Origin of the sequence: Corynebacterium nasorum (genome assembly GCF_022347325.1) — a bacterium.
GTDB lineage: Bacteria > Actinomycetota > Actinomycetes > Mycobacteriales > Mycobacteriaceae > Corynebacterium > Corynebacterium kefirresidentii.
On sequence record NZ_JAKRDU010000012.1, the window covers coordinates 1 to 16,337 of the forward strand.

The 16,337-nt window shown below is 57.9% G+C and carries 20 protein-coding genes, 2 tRNA genes and 1 pseudogene; 9 read left to right on the forward strand and 14 right to left on the reverse strand.

The annotated features are described in order from the left end of the window. Window positions 1-451: 451 nt before the first annotated feature. From MHK05_RS09260 to MHK05_RS09270, 3 genes and pseudogenes are all read left to right on the forward strand, one after another. Window positions 452-1,040 (forward strand): annotated as a pseudogene (locus MHK05_RS09260) (IS3 family transposase); the annotation flags it as partial. A gap of 656 nt (window positions 1,041-1,696) precedes the next feature. Then, window positions 1,697-1,834 carry a hypothetical protein gene (locus MHK05_RS09265; RefSeq protein ID WP_239206276.1) on the forward strand — a complete coding sequence of 46 codons (138 nt, stop codon included), beginning with the start codon at window positions 1,697-1,699 and terminating at the stop codon, window positions 1,832-1,834. Continuing rightward, entirely contained in the window at window positions 1,834-2,427 is a 594-nt protein-coding gene (locus tag MHK05_RS09270) for a recombinase family protein (protein WP_239206278.1), read from the forward strand. The genes MHK05_RS09265 and MHK05_RS09270 overlap by 1 nt, the downstream gene beginning before the upstream one ends. Before the next feature lie 343 nt (window positions 2,428-2,770). On the opposite strand, the gene MHK05_RS09275 is transcribed toward MHK05_RS09270, so the two are convergent. The 3 genes from MHK05_RS09275 to MHK05_RS09285 are packed head-to-tail and all read right to left on the reverse strand — an operon-like array spanning window position 2,771 to window position 3,959. Continuing rightward, entirely contained in the window at window positions 2,771-2,971 is a 201-nt protein-coding gene (locus MHK05_RS09275) for a CsbD family protein (protein WP_023022030.1), read from the reverse strand. Window positions 2,972-3,022: 51 nt separating this feature from the next. Further along, a complete protein-coding gene (locus MHK05_RS09280) occupies window positions 3,023-3,454 on the reverse strand; it encodes a nucleoside deaminase (RefSeq protein WP_239206353.1) in 432 nt (143 codons plus the stop codon). 25 nt (window positions 3,455-3,479) lie between these two features. Further along, a complete protein-coding gene (locus tag MHK05_RS09285; RefSeq protein ID WP_239206280.1) occupies window positions 3,480-3,959 on the reverse strand; it encodes a tRNA adenosine deaminase-associated protein in 480 nt (159 codons plus the stop codon). A 39-nt stretch (window positions 3,960-3,998) separates the two neighbouring features. Here MHK05_RS09285 and MHK05_RS09290 point away from each other — a divergent pair, with 39 nt between their 5' ends. After that, window positions 3,999-5,027 (forward strand): prephenate dehydrogenase, encoded by a 1,029-nt coding sequence (locus tag MHK05_RS09290; RefSeq protein ID WP_239206282.1) that lies wholly within the window; start codon window positions 3,999-4,001, stop codon window positions 5,025-5,027. Here MHK05_RS09290 and MHK05_RS09295 read toward each other — a convergent pair. The 9 genes from MHK05_RS09295 to MHK05_RS09335 all read right to left on the reverse strand — a co-directional run bounded on the left by MHK05_RS09295 (window position 5,024) and on the right by MHK05_RS09335 (window position 12,705). Continuing rightward, window positions 5,024-6,049, reverse strand: coding sequence for a trypsin-like serine protease (locus tag MHK05_RS09295; RefSeq protein ID WP_239206284.1), 1,026 nt, complete (start codon window positions 6,047-6,049; stop codon window positions 5,024-5,026). The genes MHK05_RS09290 and MHK05_RS09295 overlap by 4 nt on opposite strands. A gap of 2 nt (window positions 6,050-6,051) precedes the next feature. After that, a complete protein-coding gene (locus MHK05_RS09300; protein WP_239206286.1) occupies window positions 6,052-6,975 on the reverse strand; it encodes a DUF418 domain-containing protein in 924 nt (307 codons plus the stop codon). A gap of 168 nt (window positions 6,976-7,143) precedes the next feature. Next, window positions 7,144-7,335: a hypothetical protein gene (locus MHK05_RS09305; RefSeq protein WP_239206288.1), complete on the reverse strand. Its 192-nt coding sequence runs from the start codon at window positions 7,333-7,335 to the stop codon at window positions 7,144-7,146. A 61-nt stretch (window positions 7,336-7,396) separates the two neighbouring features. Beyond that, window positions 7,397-7,469 (reverse strand) — tRNA-Arg (locus MHK05_RS09310). 120 nt (window positions 7,470-7,589) lie between these two features. Next, window positions 7,590-8,663, reverse strand: a complete 1,074-nt coding sequence (locus MHK05_RS09315) for a GTP-binding protein (protein WP_239206290.1) — start codon at window positions 8,661-8,663, stop codon at window positions 7,590-7,592. A gap of 42 nt (window positions 8,664-8,705) precedes the next feature. Then, window positions 8,706-10,280, reverse strand: coding sequence for an SLC13 family permease (locus MHK05_RS09320; protein ID WP_239206292.1), 1,575 nt, complete (start codon window positions 10,278-10,280; stop codon window positions 8,706-8,708). Window positions 10,281-10,538: 258 nt separating this feature from the next. Next, window positions 10,539-11,903, reverse strand: coding sequence for a magnesium transporter (gene mgtE, locus MHK05_RS09325; RefSeq protein WP_023020367.1), 1,365 nt, complete (start codon window positions 11,901-11,903; stop codon window positions 10,539-10,541). 138 nt (window positions 11,904-12,041) lie between these two features. Then, window positions 12,042-12,350, reverse strand: coding sequence for a DUF202 domain-containing protein (locus tag MHK05_RS09330; protein ID WP_049358905.1), 309 nt, complete (start codon window positions 12,348-12,350; stop codon window positions 12,042-12,044). Further along, window positions 12,343-12,705 carry a YidH family protein gene (locus MHK05_RS09335; RefSeq protein ID WP_049359000.1) on the reverse strand — a complete coding sequence of 121 codons (363 nt, stop codon included), beginning with the start codon at window positions 12,703-12,705 and terminating at the stop codon, window positions 12,343-12,345. The genes MHK05_RS09330 and MHK05_RS09335 overlap by 8 nt, the downstream gene beginning before the upstream one ends. Before the next feature lie 117 nt (window positions 12,706-12,822). Between MHK05_RS09335 and MHK05_RS09340 the strand changes: the two genes are divergently transcribed. The 3 genes from MHK05_RS09340 to MHK05_RS09350 all read left to right on the forward strand — a co-directional run bounded on the left by MHK05_RS09340 (window position 12,823) and on the right by MHK05_RS09350 (window position 14,301). Next, window positions 12,823-13,584, forward strand: a complete 762-nt coding sequence (locus tag MHK05_RS09340) for a hypothetical protein (protein WP_023020364.1) — start codon at window positions 12,823-12,825, stop codon at window positions 13,582-13,584. Between the two features lie 28 nt (window positions 13,585-13,612). Next, window positions 13,613-13,996, forward strand: a complete 384-nt coding sequence (locus MHK05_RS09345) for an NUDIX hydrolase (RefSeq protein ID WP_023020363.1) — start codon at window positions 13,613-13,615, stop codon at window positions 13,994-13,996. 80 nt (window positions 13,997-14,076) lie between these two features. After that, window positions 14,077-14,301 carry a hemolysin III family channel protein gene (locus MHK05_RS09350; RefSeq protein WP_200288390.1) on the forward strand — a complete coding sequence of 75 codons (225 nt, stop codon included), beginning with the start codon at window positions 14,077-14,079 and terminating at the stop codon, window positions 14,299-14,301. Between the two features lie 80 nt (window positions 14,302-14,381). Here the strand turns inward: MHK05_RS09350 and MHK05_RS09355 are convergent. Then, window positions 14,382-14,470 (reverse strand) — tRNA-Ser (locus MHK05_RS09355). A gap of 108 nt (window positions 14,471-14,578) precedes the next feature. Between MHK05_RS09355 and hisC the strand changes: the two genes are divergently transcribed. Together hisC and MHK05_RS09365 are read left to right on the forward strand one after the other, a co-directional pair. Further along, window positions 14,579-15,631, forward strand: coding sequence for a histidinol-phosphate transaminase (gene hisC, locus MHK05_RS09360; protein ID WP_034656168.1), 1,053 nt, complete (start codon window positions 14,579-14,581; stop codon window positions 15,629-15,631). Then, a complete protein-coding gene (locus MHK05_RS09365; RefSeq protein ID WP_023020361.1) occupies window positions 15,632-16,024 on the forward strand; it encodes a phage holin family protein in 393 nt (130 codons plus the stop codon). Here MHK05_RS09365 and MHK05_RS09370 read toward each other — a convergent pair. After that, window positions 16,021-16,281 carry a MoaD/ThiS family protein gene (locus tag MHK05_RS09370; protein WP_023027795.1) on the reverse strand — a complete coding sequence of 87 codons (261 nt, stop codon included), beginning with the start codon at window positions 16,279-16,281 and terminating at the stop codon, window positions 16,021-16,023. The two genes, MHK05_RS09365 and MHK05_RS09370, sit on opposite strands and share 4 nt — an antisense overlap. Between the last annotated feature and the right edge of the window lie 56 nt (window positions 16,282-16,337).

A 16,337-nucleotide genomic window follows, 5' to 3' on the forward strand; every position in this document is an offset into this window, starting at 1 on the left:
ATGTCGCGTGGGTGCAAAATGAGCTCAACGAAACACCCCGACAAATCCTCGGCGGCGCAACCCCACGTGAAATACTTAACGAACTATTCAAGCGTGGCGCATCCACCGCTTGATTCCGCCCCCCCCCTCACCCGCTTATTTGCTTTCAATAAAGTCGACGACGCTATCGGCGGTAAGGGGGTACCCTCTATAATTAATTCCCCAAACTAAGATGCAAACGGAAACCAAAAGTTCCCCCTCTAAATTGAACTGATCCCCATTAGTCGGACTGAGAAATCAGTTACCTACTAGTGGGGAGCAGTTGTATGCGCGCACGGTTGTCTGCAGGACAACAGGAAGACTTAGTGGCCCTTTTGAGAAGGGTTTTGGTCACCGAGCTGCAGCTCATCATGTTGGTGTTGGTGTTGATCCAGTTCGTGCTTTGTTTCGTCAGTTCTTGTTACATGGCAAGCTGTGCCTTGTGGAAAAGCCTTCAAAGCAGCAGTACTCCTTCGAGGTCAAAAGGAAGTTGTCCAACGACATCTCACCAGCGAGTCAAAGATGATTCTTGCCCGTGAGCTTGGCCCGTCGTCGGACCAAGTGGTCGAATATTGGTTACGAAAATGGCGCAAAGGCGACGATGACGCGTTAAGGCCGAAGTCGAAGGGCAGGCCTAAAGGTTCAGCTAAGCCGAAGATGCTTACTGAAGAAGACAAACTGCGTCGCGAAAACGAACGGTTGCGGGCCGAGAATGTCTACCTAAAAAATTGCGGAACTTGAGAAATCGGGGACGCGCCTGAAAGGCCAGGCGATCGTCATCCTCAAGTCGCAACACCGCTTGGAGTATCTCCTCGCGGCAGACGGTATGCCACGGGCGACATTCTTCTCCCACCAAAAGCGACTCGGTAAGCCGGATAAGCATGCCGCGGTAAAGCAAGCAATCCTAGAAAGCTTCGAGGCCAACAAGCATCGCTACGGCTACCGGCAACTGCTGCTGGACTTGCGCAACAAGGGCTGGGTGGGTCAACCACAACCTCGTCTACAAGCTCTCTGAGCCTCTCCGAAAGGCGATATCTGCTACTCCAACGCCAAGGATAGAAAGCTTTTAAGGCAAGCCACAGAACTCATTACCAACGATTTAAATCCAGTAATCACCGAGAATAGCCCCGAAAGTCGAACCTTTTACGACGTTGCGTACTGGATTGTTCAACATATTGAACCCCAACACAACCCTAAAACATTTTGCCAACGGAGACCGAGAAGAACAAACAATAACCTTCCCAGAGCTCATAGGAAACTCATTCACAGTTCCTGATCAGAAATACGAACTCGACGAAGATTACGCCGGTAGCGTCTTCAATCAGTTTCACCAAGGAAAGATTCAAGACTAGCTTCTTCTTCCAGAACTGTTGCCCCTACGTAGAGCACTTAAAAAGCAATCTCCCAAAATAAAGGGCACCACTCCTAGACAATAGAGTACACCCTATTGTTACACGTGCCTGCGGCGGAATGTTTGCTGTAAAATAGGGCCGTTCCTAGAATTGTTTTACACATGTCTAGCAGGGTCTAGGCCTTATGTTTACAGAAAGTGGTGAGTGTGGTGTTGTCGTCTGATGGTTTCCATATTGAAAGTCATATTGACTCTGTGCCCGCGTTGGCGCGGGTGAAAGATCTGCATGGTGGACTCTCGTCGGGGCAGCAGGCGTTGGGCAGGATTGTGCAATCCTTGCTTGCTGACGCTGATGCTCTCGACGGCATTCAGCTGTACGCCCTTACGGACGCAATCGAGTCGTATCGTGATGCGGTCATCGCCCAGGAGAATGCTGCCTTTACGCCCTCGCGGGGCGAAGACTAATGGCCAAAAGCTCTGGTTCGCGTGGGCAGCGGGTGGGCTATATCCGTGTTTCGACGGTGGAGCAGAATAATCAGCGCCAGAAAGAACTACTCAATGCTTCCGGCAGGATCGATCGGTTCTTTGAAGATAAGATTTCCGGCCGCACTAAGACTGCCCGCCCTGGGCTTGTCGAGTGTATGGCGTATGTGCGCGATGGTGACGAACTCGTCGTGTCATCGATTGATCGTCTCGCTCGCTCTCTGACAGATCTGCGCGGTATTGTTGATGAACTCACCGGCAAAGGTGTGACTGTTACTTTCTTGCATGAGAATCTCGCGTTTGCGAAAGACACCACGGATCCGCGCGCGGATTTAATGCTGGGCATTTTAGGTTCGTTTGCGGAGTTTGAGCGGGCCATTATCCGCGAGCGGCAGGCGGAGGGGATTGCGTTGGCGAAAAAGGCCGGCAAGTACAAAGGCCGCAAACCCGCGCTTAGCCCGCAACAGGTAGCGGAGATTAAGCGGCGTGCATTGGCGGGGGAGTCGAAAACAGCCTTGGCGCGGGAATTCGGAGTTACCCGACCTACGGTGTATCGGGCGTTGAAAAACGCCTAGATACGGCGGGGCGTGCGGGTGAATATACTCCCCACAGTATGTGCCGTATGGCAGGACATATGTGTAGGCATATGGTAAGACATACGCTTTACCATATGTCTGTCCATATGTAGTTCTACCTGCTGCTTTCCGCTCAAACCCGACGCCGGTTCCGAGAAAGCTGGAATTGGCGATGTGATTATGGCACCACAGTTGGGACCTGGCCAATGGTTGCTTTCGCAGGCGATTATCTTCTTCCGCTCGGACACGCCACCGCGTTGTGTGACGTGAAAGTAGTGTTGATCAAAATATCGCTGCGCCAGCGGGGTGCCAGCGCAGCGATATGCAGGAATACGGACGAGGATTAGTCGTCCTTCAGGCCGCCGATAACCTTGTTGGCCTTGTCCTTGATGCCGTCGGCAGCGTCGGACAGCTTGTCCTTAGCCTCGGAGGTGACCTGGTCGGCCTTGCCCTCGTTAGCTACGTCCTCGTTGCCGGTAGCTTCGCCGTAGGCTTCCTTTGCCTTGCCTACGAGGCCGTCCTTCTTGTTTTCCAAATCGCCCATAATCACTCCTTTGATTAGACGGATAATGTATGGGCACCAGTGTACGCACTTTCAACGCAGGTCGTCGAAAAATTTTCTGAGCAACGCGGCGCACTCTTCTTCGAGAACGCCGCCGCGAACCTGCGGGGTAAAGGGCGCAGTGGGGGCACGAAGGACATCGATTAGCGAGCCGCACGCGCCGGTCTTGGGTTCAAAAGCGCCGAAGACTACCGAACCCACACGCGCCGCCTGCAAGGCTCCGGCGCACATGGCGCAAGGCTCCAAGGTGACGACAAGCTCGCAGCCGGAAAGGCGCCAACCGTCTCCATAGACGCGCACTGCTTGCCGGATGGCCTCTACCTCGGCGTGGGCTGTGGGATCGGCGCGTTGCTCGCGACGGTTTACTCCGGTGGCGAGTTCTTTTCCGGCGGCATCAAAAAGCACCGCACCCACCGGCACATCGCCTGCCGGGGTGCACTTGGCGACGTCCAGGGCGCGGCGCATGCGGGCCTCTGCGCGCAGGAGGGGCTCAGGCGTTATCAATGATGTCTTCCAGTTCATCGCCGAAGCCGAGCTCGCCGGCGATGCGCAGCAACATATCAGAAGGCCAGTCTTCGTCATTGTCGATGATGTAGCCCACCTGATCCTCGGATAGGCCGAGATCGGCGAAGATATCGAAATCGCCCTCACCATAAGGGTCGGCCTCTTCAGGGTCCACATCCGGGATTTCATGGTCGTTGATATCCATGAAATCGGCCGCAAAGTCATCATCAACGCCATAGGTGGCATCCGAAATGAGCATCTTCACCCCGCCCGGCACGGGGCGCACGGCAATGAAATAGGCATCCTCCACACACAGCAGCGCGAACGCAGCGCCCTCAGAGCGCAGGCTGCGCACCGCATTAATGGAGGTCTGCGGATCCTCGAAGTCATCGTTGAAGCTGCGCACCAGCCACTGGCCCGCAGTGCGGGCGACGGTTACCGCGAAGGAGTAATTTTCGTTGCTCATACCTCGTGAGATTAGTCGTGTTGTGCCACAATTGTCACCGTGAGTTCTCAAGATGTTCAACGCCCTATCTGCATTATTGGCCTCGGCCTCATCGGCGGCTCTCTGCTGCGCGATCTAGCCGGATATAAACACCCCGTTTTTGGATATAACCACTCCACTTCTGGCGCCCGCACTGCAGTAAAGCAGGGCTTTGACGTCACCGATGATCTTCCCGCTATTTTGACCCGCGCGGAAGCGGAAAACGCGCTCATTGTGATTGCTGTTCCCATGACCGCAGTGGGCGAGGTCCTCGTTGCCATCCAGGAGCACGCGCCTAGCTGCGGCATTACAGATGTGGTTTCCGTGAAGACCGCGGTACGCCAGCAGGTCCTCGAACGCGGCATGGAATCGCGCTATGTGGGCGGCCACCCGATGGCGGGCACCTCCAAGTCCGGTTGGGATAACTCCCAGCGGGACCTCTTCCGCCGTGCGGCGTGGGGCATTACTTATGACTATGCCGCAGAGTGCGAGGCGCGTGGGGAAAAGATTCCTAAGCAGTGGATTGAGACCTTTACCGAGGTTGTACGCATGACGCAGATGGTGCACGCGGAGGCGGTTCCTATTCGCGTAGCTAACCACGATGCTGCGGTGGCGCGCATTTCCCACCTGCCGCATGTCTTCGCCGAAATTCTCGCCGTGGTGGGCGATAACGGCGGAATCTTGGCGCAGTCCCTGTCTGCCGGTTCCTTCAAGGACGCCACGCGCGTGGCCGGTACGCACCCGGAGCTAGTGCAGCAGATGTGCGAAACCAATGCCCCGGCGTTGGTGGAGGCTTTGGACGAGGCCTTGGATTTGCTTCGCGACGCCCGCGAGAAGCTCGACTCCCCCGAGCCTTCCATCGCCGAGCTTTCCGACGCCGGTTATCGCGCCCGCACCCGTATCGATGCCCGTTCTGGCGCGCGCAAGGAATCGGTTTCCCCGATCAAGATTTCTTCCCGCCCGGTGCTGCGCCTGCACCCAGGCGGCCCGAACTGGGTGGCGCAGCTGCGCCAGTCCGAGTCCCTGGGCGGGCGCATCGAGATTTTCTAGCGCTTGCGACCCCGCAGGCCAGGAATCCGGGATACTACCGCGGCGGCAATAAGACCTAGCACTGCTATTCCGGCATAAAACCAAGCGTGGTCGGCGCTGGTCTGCGGGGTTTTCGGCGGTTCGGGAGTGGTTTCCGCGGTGAGAATCGCTTCCTTATCGCGTCCGCTCACTACTCCCTCGATCCACTCCTTGGTGCCGGCCAGCGTGGTAATAGCCGCACTAGGTGAAGGCAAGTCTGGGTCCCCGTTCGCGGTGCCCGCCGTGGCGAGTCCGGCGAGCTTACCGTCTACAAAGAAGGGGCCGCCGGAGTCACCACCCTGCATGCCGGCTCGGCCGGTGGAGTGTACGTCGAGGATGGCGCTTTCAATGAGTGGCATCGGGCCATCTGGCGCCCCACCCGGCATCGCCTCGCTGGCTGGCACGCTTTCTGTACCCTCCGGCATTTTAAGTCCCGGCATGGCCTCGGCCGCGGGAACGCTTTCTCCGCCATCGGCATCCGCACCGGCGCTCGCGGCAGCGTCCGCGCCAGCAGGTTCGGCGGGGCTACCGCCGAGGAGCTCGGCCACTTCCATTTCCGCTTGGGGCAGCTGACCGCGGCGCGCCATAGAAGAGCTACTGCTCCAGCCGTAGAGTGTGCCGCGTTTGCCTGGTTCAGGAACTTGGGTGGAAATCTCTGCGGGGTTTGTATCGGTGACAGGGGTGGTGAGGTGGAGAAGGGCGGCGTCGGAAAGCGGGGATAGCGCCCACGAATCGGCGTCGTAGGTGGTGCCATTGATGCGGGCCTGCGTGCCCTCGTTGTTGACGGACTCGAGGCAGTGGCGGGCGGTGAGCACCCACTGGGCGGCCACGAGAGTACCAGTACAATCACCGAAGCTACCCACGCGTCCTATCTTGAGTTGGGCGACAGTATGGGCCTCCGGGGAGTCCGTAGCTGGATCGCCGTGTTCGAGAGCAGTGGCCGGGGCGGCAGTCAGTGCCACGATGCTGGCGGCGAGCAGGGCAGGGAAAATTTTGTGCTGCATGATTAATCCTTCTTTCCGGCAGGAACGGCGATGGAAATAGCTTTGGCGACGGCCCATTCGGCCGGCCCCTTTCCTATCAGGCGGCGCCACAGGGTTGCGATAACGAGGAAGAGGGCAATGAAAGCGCAGGCCCAGGCGGTGTTGTGCAGGGCGATGTGGCTTTGCCAGTAGTAAGCGGTGAGCACGTGCAAGATGTAGATGCTCAGCGACATCGCACCTAGCGCAGCAAAGGGATAGACCAGCTTAGGCGCAGCTCGACCAGCAAGCAGGCAGAGGTGTAGGACGACTGCAGCGACGGCAATGGACAGCACGATCTCACCCACGACGCCGGTGTGGCCGGTAAAACGTAGCCAACCAGGAATGTCCGTAGTAAAGCGGAAGTAAAAACCGATAGCGGCAACGATGCCGGCTATAGCAGTGGAAGCCCACTGCGCAGCTGCGCGTTGCTTGCGAATATAGATTTCATAGAGCAGCATGCCGGCGAAGAAATAAGCGATATAGGCCAGCAGTGGGTAGACCTGCGGTAGGGTCAGCGGAGCGTATTTCACGGTCGCGGCTACGGTGGCCGCAGCGAAAAGGATTAGCTTCCAGGCCCAGTGCAACGGGGGAACCCAGCACAGCAACATCATGGTGATGCCAATTACTACTAGGACGACCTGAATCTCTCCTCCAAGGGGCAGTAGAGCAAGGCCGATGAGTGTAATTATGCAGCCTCGGGCGAGGATGCGCCGAAGCGCCGTCACCGTGAAATTGCGGGCAATGATCATCAATGTGATGCCCGCCAAAATGGCAAAAAGCGCGGCGGGCAGGCCGTTGAGAATGACTTTGGTATGCCACACGAGGGAGGCCATGTGCAGGACTACCATGCCAATAATGGCAAGTGAGCGGGCTATATCAAGCCCAACGATGCGCGAAGATGCGGACACCGGGCGTTCTCCTTCAAGACAGAGGGGAGCGCGTTGCCGCAGTCCCCTTATTAATAAAGACTTTCTTTTTCTACTAAGTCTGTCTGGGAGGTTACTGTGAACGTTTTATACGTGTCCTGCATTTTATAAAGGGGTTACATATGACTTATTGCGGCAGTGAAAATCCGCCTAATCGCGGAAGCTATCATCGCGATATTTGCGCGACCGAGAGGGATCAGCAGCAAGCTTGAGAAGCGGGGCGCATATTAGACTAAGCACAACTCCGCCCAGAAGGAGCCACAGGCTCCCAGAACCGAGCCATAGTGCGAGGCCAAGGACAATGCCGGCAATGAGACCCGGCAGCAATGAGGAAGACTTCATAGACGGGCACCTGCGAAATAGATTAGATACAAGAAAAGCCGCCCGAAGGCGGCTCATTTTGTGCGCCCGGAGGGATTCGAACCCCCAACCTTCTGATCCGTAGTCAGATGCTCTATCCGTTGAGCTACGGGCGCAGACCGTTGGTAAGCAGTGCGTGTGCTCTGCTGTGCAACGAGAAGTAACTATACCCACGGTCTGGGAAACTACCAAATCCCCAGTTCACTTGGTGTTTACCCACGAGAAGCAGGAAGGCTTTAGGAAGGAATGAGGGCGGCAACTTCGGCGTCGGAAAGCAGGGCGTCCCGGAAAGCTTGCAGGGTGGCCTCGTGGTCGAAGTCAATGCCGATGAGAACAATTTCAGCACCAGGGGTCACGCCATTGGCCGCCCAGAGGGACGCGGGCATGATCTGGAGGTTCGGGCCGGCTTGCTGCCAGGCGTGCGCAACGCGCAGATCGGTATCGATCCAGCAATAACCCTTGGAACGCACAAGACCGGTGCTGGCCCGCAGGGCGGCAAGTAAGCGCTCGCGATTAAAGGGCCGATCCGCACGAAAGACCACCGAGGAGATGCCATATTCCTCGGTCTCGGGAGTATGTGGGTTGGCCAGTTCTTCGGCGTAGCCGTGATAGGCGGCAGCGGTAGCTGTGTCATACAAGTGGGCATCGAGGACGAGTCGCGGGTCGATGACACCGTTGGTAACAATCACGACGCGGGCACGGGGGTTCATGGCGCGCACGGTAGCGATGACCCGTTCGGTTTCGGCAGCATCAACCAAATCAGTCTTGGTGATGAGGATAAGGTCAGCAAACTCAACTTGGTCCACTAGGAGGTCAGCCACGGTGCGGTCGTCGCCAGGCGTGGCTTCGATGTTCTGGGACGCGAGACTCTTGCCGCGGCGTAAGTGCGTCAGGAAGGTCGAGGCGTCAACGAGGGAAACCATGGTGTCGATAGACGCGGCTTCGGCAAGCGTCGTGCCATCCTCAAACTCCCACTCAAAGGTGGCCGCAACGGGCATGGGTTCGGAAATGCCAGTGGACTCGATGACAATCTGCTCGAAGCGGCCGGAGCGGGCGAGTTTGCCCACGGATTCGATGAGATCCTCGCGCAAGGTGCAGCAGATGCAGCCATTGGATAGCTCGACAAAGCGATCCTCGCCGCGCTCAAGGTGGCCCTCGCCGGCAACGAGGGCGGCGTCAATATTGACCTCGGAGAAGTCATTGACAATGACGGCCAGCTTGCGCCCCTCGCGGTTAGCAAGCAGGTGGTTTAAAAGCGTGGTTTTTCCGCTGCCCAAAAATCCGGACAGCACGGTAACGGGTGTAGCCATTCCCTAATGATAACGTTTTTCATTAGGGAATGGCTATGTCGCCTAGATTGAGAGGCCGAAGATAGGCACTGCCAGCAGATACACCGTAAGGGTAATGAGGAAGATGCCGATGATATTGAGTCCGAGACCGCCCTTGATCATCTCGCCAATCTTGACGTAGCCAGAACCATAGGCAATGGCGTTCGGCGGGGTGGCCACGGGGAGCATAAATGCACAGGTTGCCGCGAGCGCCACCGGAATGGTGAGCAGAAGAACGTTGATATCTCCCTCCGCGGTCAGGCCAATACCCACGGCAACGCCGCCCATGATTGGAATGAAAGTGGCAGCCGTTGCGGTATTAGAGGTGATCTCAGTCAGGAAGAGCACCAGTGCGGCTACGGCGCCGACGATAAGGACAACTGGGAGGACGCTCAGTCCCTTAGCCATCTCACCAATCCACAGGGACAGTCCGGAAGAATTAAAGACCGAGGACAGCGACAGGCCGCCGCCGAAGAGCAAGAGAACGTCCCACGGCATCTCATTGGCAGTCTTCCAGTCGAGCAGTCGAGTGCGACGCTGATTATCCGCCGGAAGAATAAAGAGCACGATGCCGGCAGCGATACCCACGATGGCATCGTCATAGTTCTCAAATTCCTTAAGCACCAGCGGCAGGATTACCCACGCTGCGGCGGCCAGAACAAAGATGATGCCGGTCATAATCTGAGGGCGGGTCCAAGGGCCGAGGGCCTTAATCTCATCGTCGATAAGCTCACGGCCGCCCGGAATATCCTTCATCTCTGGCTTGAAAATGGTGATAAGTAGTGCCCAAGCAATCAGCAGGAAGATCACGGCGAGCGGCACACCGACCGCCATCCATCGACCAAAGCCAAGGGTAACGCCCCAGGTATCGGCCATATACGCGTTCAGGAAGGCATTCGGCGGGGTGCCAATGAGCGTGCCCAGCGAACCAATGGACGCGGAATAGGCAATGCCCAGCATGAGGGCCGTGGCAAATTTCTTTTGCTTCTCCCAGCCACCTACGGTCTCTGCGGTCAGCGCGAGCACCGAGGTACCAATAGGCAACATGACCACGGCCGTAGCCGTATTAGAAACCCACATGGACAAAAATCCGGTGGCCAGCATAAAGCCCAAGATAAGGCGCTTGGGAGAGGTACCAATCACCTTCACCACATAAAGGGCCAAGCGGCGGTGCAGGTTCCAGCGCTGCAGGGACAGCGCGATGAGGAAGCCACCCATGAACAAGTAAATGGTGGCGGAGGCATACGGGGCGCCTACTTCCTTGATTGATCCGACGCCAGCTAGAGGGAAAATAACCAACGGAAGCAGCGCGGTGGCAGCGAGCGGAATAGCTTCAGTCATCCACCACACGCCCATAAGGATCGTCACCGCTGCAACAGCGCGGATGGCACCAAGCGTGTACTCGGCTTCCGGATCTGCGCCAGAGGAGCCTTGGACTGTCTCAATGGCATTGGAGGGGAAAATAAAGAAGACAAGTACCGCCAATGCCAAGCCCGCGAAGAGGCCAATAAACTGCCGGCGCCATTCGCCGCGTGGGACTTTAGGGGCTTCGTCACCTTCGGTGTGGGCGGTGGATTCGTGAGTATGCGGGGTGGTCATACCGCGCGCTCCTTCACTAAGAGAGGACTGTGCTGAGGGATATGCTCCGTACTTCCCAGGTTATTAGCTGGCCTAGACAGCAAATAGAAAGTTATCTAATTCACTGCGAAGCATGCACTGACCATACAAAACATGTGACGCAGAAACCATATCCCGTCACAATAAACCACCCCCGCACCCCCGAATAGCACACACCACACCTGCCTAAAACCAGAAATGGTTCCACCACTCCTCCACCCCCGATCGATGAAGGATGGGTTAAATGCCCAGGACGGTCTTAGCAATGAGGAAGTAAATAATGAGGCCCGTAGCATCACAGAAGGTAGAGATAAACGGGTTAGAAAAGACCGCCGGATCGGCACCGATGGTCTTAGCCACGATGGGCATCAGCCCGCCTACGGTCGCAGAAATCGAGCAAATCAAAAACAGCGTCGAACCGATGACCAGGCCGATGCTCATGCCATAAACCAGCGTAGCCAGGCCCAGTCCCGCCAAGCCGAGCACGGCGCCTAACAACATGCCGACGCGTAGCTCGCGCCACAAAACGGCAACGAGGTCGCGGGTGCGGACATCGCCCAGCGCCAAAGCACGAGTCACAGTGGTGGCAGCCTGATTGCCGGTATTGCCACCGGTGCCGGTCAGCAGCGGGATAAATAGTGAGAGAACCACGGCCTTGGCCAGCGTGCCTTCAAAGGAGTCCAATACTTGCACAGTCAACAGCGCAGAAACTGCCAGCACGAGCAGCCATACGATGCGCGAGCGCACCAGCTTGAGCAAAGGCGTGGATAGGTACGGCTGTTGAAGGGCCTCGGTACCGCCAGCACGAGCGGAGTCCTCGCTATCTTCTTCCTCCACAATGTCCGTAGCATCGTCCCACGTCAGCAGACCAACCAAGCGGTGCGAATCATCCACGATTGGCAGCGCAAGAATGTCCAATGGGAGGAACCAACGCGCGGTTTCTTCCGCATCAGCACTAGCACGGGCAAAAATGGGGTCGTGCATAATATCGGCCATGGTCAGCGCGGCATCAGCGGTGAAGATTTCGCGCAGGCTCACCACCCCCACAAGACGCCTATCCTCGCGGGTAATGGGCACGGTGTAGATAGTTTCCAGCTCATGTGCGGTCTCCCGCAGTTTAAACAGCGCGTCCCTAACGCTCATGTCCGGGTGGATTCCAGGCACCTCGGGTGACATTCGGCGCCCCACCGAACCCTTGACATAGCCCAACACCACGCCCGTGACATCGCGCTTGGATTGAGTCAGTGAGCGCAGCAGCCGGTCCGCAATCTCCGCGGGCAGCTCATCCAGCAAAGCCACGCGGTCTTCCGGGTCAAGCTCGTCGAAGAACTCATAGACATCAGCATTGCCCAGCTCATCGATGATATCGGCCTGATGCTTTGCATCGAGGGCATCAAAGACGACGATTGATTTCTGGCGCGGCAGCAAGCGCAGGGCCAAGGCCGACCGGACGGCATTTTGCCGCTCGACGACGGCGATGAGTTCCTGCAGGGGCACCCTCTCCAGGAGTTCCTGGAGGCGCGGGGCCTTGGTGGGGTCAATGGCGTCTTCTTGTTTGAGCCATGCCTCGACAATATCGCTAGCCCGCTCGGTGGTCTCCGCCATGGCCTACCCGCCTTTCCAGCCCCAGGTTATTGACTTCAGCCTTCTTAGACTACGTCATTTGCCCAGAAAATCCGCCAGAGATCCTCCCTGGCCGCATGACGACGCCCAGAAGCCACCTCAATGACGACACCGGGATGACTACAGGAATAGACCCCACAGGGCGAAGGCTGCCAGCAAAGACACCAGACCGGCGGTACTGGCCAAAATGATTGCATGCGGAAGGGGAGCCTGGGAAGACAGGGCGACGTCGACAAGCGAGGCACGTTGCCACACCGCCAAGACCAGCGCCAGCACCCCGGCGGCAAGGAGGACGAGCGGCAAGAAGACGCGCACACTCACCGCCCGCATCACGCCTAGCAACACTAAGGAAAGCGCCAAAAGGGTGCGCTGCCAAGACAGGCGCGTGCGCTCTGGTTGCAGACCAGGATCAAAGGGCTGGTTAGACAAGGAACTCGCCTACCAAAAGCGCACCAGCCACCACCACGATTACAGCAACAAGGACCGGAAGGCCGAAACTAAACGGTAGCGATCGATTCTCTCGCATTGCGCGCTCTGATTGCTTCCAATGCCCCCACGCCACCACGGGCAAGATTATGGCGACTATCAGCATGAAGACCGATACCGCGGCACGCAGGGTGCCTGGCAGCGGAACGTCAAAGGCCTCAAGTGCTACTCCGCCAGCAATCAACGCCAGGGAAGTGCGAATCCACGCCAGGAACGTGCGCTCATTAGCGAGCGTGAAACGCGGATCAGGGTCGGTGCCAACTGCAAACACCGAACGGGGAAACCTCGAGTCACTCATGGGCACCACTTTATATTCATTTGTCTCTTGCGTCGCGACAAGCCCACGCAACGCTTCGCCTTTCCGTAGCCTCATAGGCACAGGCCAGCCCCCTGAGCAAAGGAGCACCCATCCCCTATGAACCTGCGCTTATGCAACTACGCGCCATCCTCCCCGAACGAGGACGAGTTTTTCAGCAAAGAGAACATCAAGCGCGTCAGCACCCCAAATACCCGCCCCGATGCCACCGGCTTGCGCGAGACCGTTTTTAACAACGGCCCGTGCCCCTCCAAGAACCATACGAAATTCGACTTCCTCTTCCGGCTCTTCCATATGGGTAGCATCGTAATTCTGGGGCTCTTCCCCTTTGCTCTTACCGGACTCGATTTCCGCATCGCTTTGCTCATCAGCCCGCCTATCATCGCATTCGGCATTTCCAAGCCCGTTCGCTGGCTGACCTCGACCCACAATGAGCGCACTCTGCTCCGCACAGCGTGGGCCAATAACTGGCTCGAGTTTTATCCGGTACTGGTGGGAAACTTCTACCACTTTGACACCAAGGAAGAAAAGAACCTTATAGGCGATGACCACTATTACTTCCACCAGGCGCGCATCATGGTGTTCTTTCCTGATGGCTCCACGGAAGTACTACCAGAGCTCGCAACCGTGAAAGCTGTCGACTATCCGCCTGAATTGATGAGGTCAGATGGCACTGCCATTGCGGAAAACCCCGACGCTCTGCGTGTGAGCCCCACCGTTAATAATGGCTGGGCACTACTGGCCGTGCTCGCCGGTGACCCGGTATCCGCCGGTACTCCCGACATCGGCTTGAAAGAGCAACAAATAGAAGCAGCGCTTGCCCAAGTGGAGCGCGAGTGGGCACCCGGCATTCTGAATTAAACCGCCGCAGCGAGTTATAGTCGGGCCCATGATTGAAGTTGCCGCCGTAGTTTTCCGTAATTCCTTTGGCCATATCCTCACCGTGCGCAAAGATTCTTCCACCAAGTTCCAGTTACCTGGCGGCAAACTTGAGGCTGGCGAAACCCCTGCACAGGCCGCAGCCCGCGAGGTCGCAGAGGAAATCGGTGTGGAGGTCCGCCTCCCGGAGCTTTCCCTGCTCGGCACCTTCGACGCGCCGGCCGCCAACGAACCCGGCGAAACCGTGCGCGGCCACATTTTTACCTATCCGCGCCCAGTCCTTGCCCGCGCAGCCGCAGAGATTGCCGAACTCGCATGGGTAGACCCCACCAACCCAAAGCGGGAGCTCGCCCACCTGCTGTGCGACGAGGTCTTTCCTGCCCTAGAATCCTAAGGCCCTGCTTGATCCCTTAAGAATTTCCTATTGCAGCTCCTGGGAGGGCAACCTAGAGTTATTTTCATCAGAATTGAGTGATGAAAGGACTGACCTCCATGCCGCAGCAGTCCACACCGGGACCTATCGTGACGATTACTTTCCTCGTCCTAGGAGTCATTAGCTCTGTTATCGCCATTCTCATGGTGCCTGCCCTCTTCCACGAGGTCACTTCCCTGCGCGCTGCGGCTTTTACCGGAAGCTTCATCTTCGGCGTTGGCATGCTCACGCTCTTCCGCCGCTGCGCCAAGTACCAGCGCAAATAGCAGATTTCTCCGCTTTACGGAGCCGACGAGAATAGAAAACGCGAATTAAAAAATCCCGAGCGTGCGCGCTCGGGATTAGATGGCGGAGATGAGAGGATTCGAACCTCCGGACCCCAGAAGGGTCAACTCCTTAGCAGGGAGCCCCATTCGGCCGCTCTGGCACATCTCCACGGTTCACAAGGAACCTCGTTTGAGAATACCTGCCTGCCCCGCCGCTGCCAAACTAGCCCCCTGCTTTCGCTCCCGCAACAAAGGCGCAGGCCCTACAGTGGTAGGCATGATTCGCCCCGATCTGAAAGCCATCCCTGCCTATGTCGCTGGTGCGCGCAACGATGACGCACTCAAGCTCTCCTCTAACGAGGCGGCTCACCCGCCCCTGCCAGAAGCGGCCGCGGCCATGGCGGAGGCAGCCGCACAGGCTAATCGCTACCCGGATATTGCGGCCACCGCACTGCGCGAGGACCTAGCCGCGCACCTGGGCGTGGATCAGCAGCAGGTAGCGGTGGGCACCGGCTCCTCCGCATTGTGCCAACAGCTGGTAGAAATTGCCGCCACCCCTGGCGAAGAAATCCTCTTCCCATGGCGCTCCTTCGAGGCCTACCCCATCTTCGCCCAAGTCGTGGGTGCCCACCCTATCCCGGTTCCGCTCAGTACAGATCAGCGCGTGGATCTTCCTGCCATGGCGAAGAAAATCACGGATAAAACCAGGCTCATCTTCGTGTGCAATCCCAATAACCCATCGGGCACCACGATTACCAAGGCCGAGTTCGCCGCATTCATGGATGCCGTGCCTGCCGACGTACTCGTAGCCCTCGACGAGGCCTATATCGAATACAACCGCGCCACCGACACCCCGCTGGGCACGGAGCTGGTGGGTACCTATCCCAACCTGGTGTGCCTGCGCACCTTCTCTAAGGCTTATGGCCTGGCCGGGGTCCGCATCGGTTATGCCTTCGGCCCGGAAAATATCATTGAAGCCCTCAATAAGGTGGCTATCCCCTTCTCCGCCAGCACCGTGGCACAGGTTGGCGCCCGCGCGGCACTGGCGGCGCAGGATTCGCTGCGGGAGCGTACCGAGGAGACCGTCGTCCAGCGCGAGCGCCTAGAAGCAGCCCTGAAGGACTGGGGCGTGCCGCATTCCGAGGCGAATCACGTGTGGCTGCCGGCTAAGAATCTTGCCAGTCTGGGCACTCCACAGGAGATAGCCGCCCACCTAGCTGAACGCGGCGTGCTCGTTCGTGCCTTTAGCGAGGGCATTCGTATTACCGTTACCACCAGGGAAGAAACCGACGCCTTACTGCAGGCGTGGAACGCAACCATAGGAGGCTAAATGCGATCGCTCATTAACTTCGCCCTGAATGTCTTTGCCATCGCGGTGGCGCTGTGGGCCGTGGTCACTGTCATTCCCGGAATCTCCATCACTCCGGCTGAAACCGGAAATTTCATCGCCATTGCCATCGTCTTCATCATCATTAATGCCGTAGTCACGCCGGTGCTGCGCATCCTCGGCGCACCGCTGACGTGCCTGACACTCGGGCTTTTCTCCCTCGTCATAAACGGCGCAGCGCTCATCATCGTGGAGTGGGCGCTCAATACGCTTGACCTCGGAATTGGCCACCTTGTCATCGACTCTTGGGGCGCCGCGATTATCGGCGCCATCGTGCTTTCCATTGTCAGCAGCGTCATCAATTTCTTTACCAGTCCGCTGCGCCAGCGCGATTAGCCGCCCGCAAAAGGCGGCAGGACGTCCACGCGGGTCACGCCGGCCAGGGGGGAATCCATGACGGTGTTCCCAGCGCCGTCGATAAGAAAGCTACAGCGCCCCAGCACTTCTTTCAGGCTCATGCCGGCCGCAGTGGTGCCGGTATGGTCCTTGCCCAGCTGCACTACCAAATCACCCAAGGTAGCGGGAGCGTCTACCTGCTCAGAAGCCACCCCCGCGGCGGCGCGTGCGGCAGCGAAATAGTGAACGGTCAACATGCCTTCTACTATGCCTACGCACCCCTGCCGTGTCGAGACCGTGGGTAAACTAACCG

Excerpts from the sequence above, each read along its gene's own strand:
- MHK05_RS09270 (WP_239206278.1), top strand. The coding sequence starts at position 1,834 with ATGGCCAAAAGCTCTGGTTCGCGTGGGCAGCGGGTGGGCTATATCCGT.
- MHK05_RS09275 (WP_023022030.1), bottom strand. The coding sequence starts at position 2,971 with ATGGGCGATTTGGAAAACAAGAAGGACGGCCTCGTAGGCAAGGCAAAG.
- MHK05_RS09280 (WP_239206353.1), bottom strand. The coding sequence starts at position 3,454 with ATGCGCCGCGCCCTGGACGTCGCCAAGTGCACCCCGGCAGGCGATGTG.
- MHK05_RS09285 (WP_239206280.1), bottom strand. The coding sequence starts at position 3,959 with ATGAGCAACGAAAATTACTCCTTCGCGGTAACCGTCGCCCGCACTGCG.
- MHK05_RS09295 (WP_239206284.1), bottom strand. The coding sequence starts at position 6,049 with ATGCAGCACAAAATTTTCCCTGCCCTGCTCGCCGCCAGCATCGTGGCA.
- MHK05_RS09305 (WP_239206288.1), bottom strand. The coding sequence starts at position 7,335 with ATGAAGTCTTCCTCATTGCTGCCGGGTCTCATTGCCGGCATTGTCCTT.
- MHK05_RS09315 (WP_239206290.1), bottom strand. The coding sequence starts at position 8,663 with ATGGCTACACCCGTTACCGTGCTGTCCGGATTTTTGGGCAGCGGAAAA.
- MHK05_RS09320 (WP_239206292.1), bottom strand. The coding sequence starts at position 10,280 with ATGACCACCCCGCATACTCACGAATCCACCGCCCACACCGAAGGTGAC.
- mgtE (WP_023020367.1), bottom strand. The coding sequence starts at position 11,903 with ATGGCGGAGACCACCGAGCGGGCTAGCGATATTGTCGAGGCATGGCTC.
- MHK05_RS09335 (WP_049359000.1), bottom strand. The coding sequence starts at position 12,705 with ATGAGTGACTCGAGGTTTCCCCGTTCGGTGTTTGCAGTTGGCACCGAC.
- MHK05_RS09340 (WP_023020364.1), top strand. The coding sequence starts at position 12,823 with ATGAACCTGCGCTTATGCAACTACGCGCCATCCTCCCCGAACGAGGAC.
- MHK05_RS09345 (WP_023020363.1), top strand. The coding sequence starts at position 13,613 with ATGATTGAAGTTGCCGCCGTAGTTTTCCGTAATTCCTTTGGCCATATC.
- MHK05_RS09350 (WP_200288390.1), top strand. The coding sequence starts at position 14,077 with ATGAAAGGACTGACCTCCATGCCGCAGCAGTCCACACCGGGACCTATC.
- hisC (WP_034656168.1), top strand. The coding sequence starts at position 14,579 with ATGATTCGCCCCGATCTGAAAGCCATCCCTGCCTATGTCGCTGGTGCG.
- MHK05_RS09365 (WP_023020361.1), top strand. The coding sequence starts at position 15,632 with ATGCGATCGCTCATTAACTTCGCCCTGAATGTCTTTGCCATCGCGGTG.
- MHK05_RS09370 (WP_023027795.1), bottom strand. The coding sequence starts at position 16,281 with ATGTTGACCGTTCACTATTTCGCTGCCGCACGCGCCGCCGCGGGGGTG.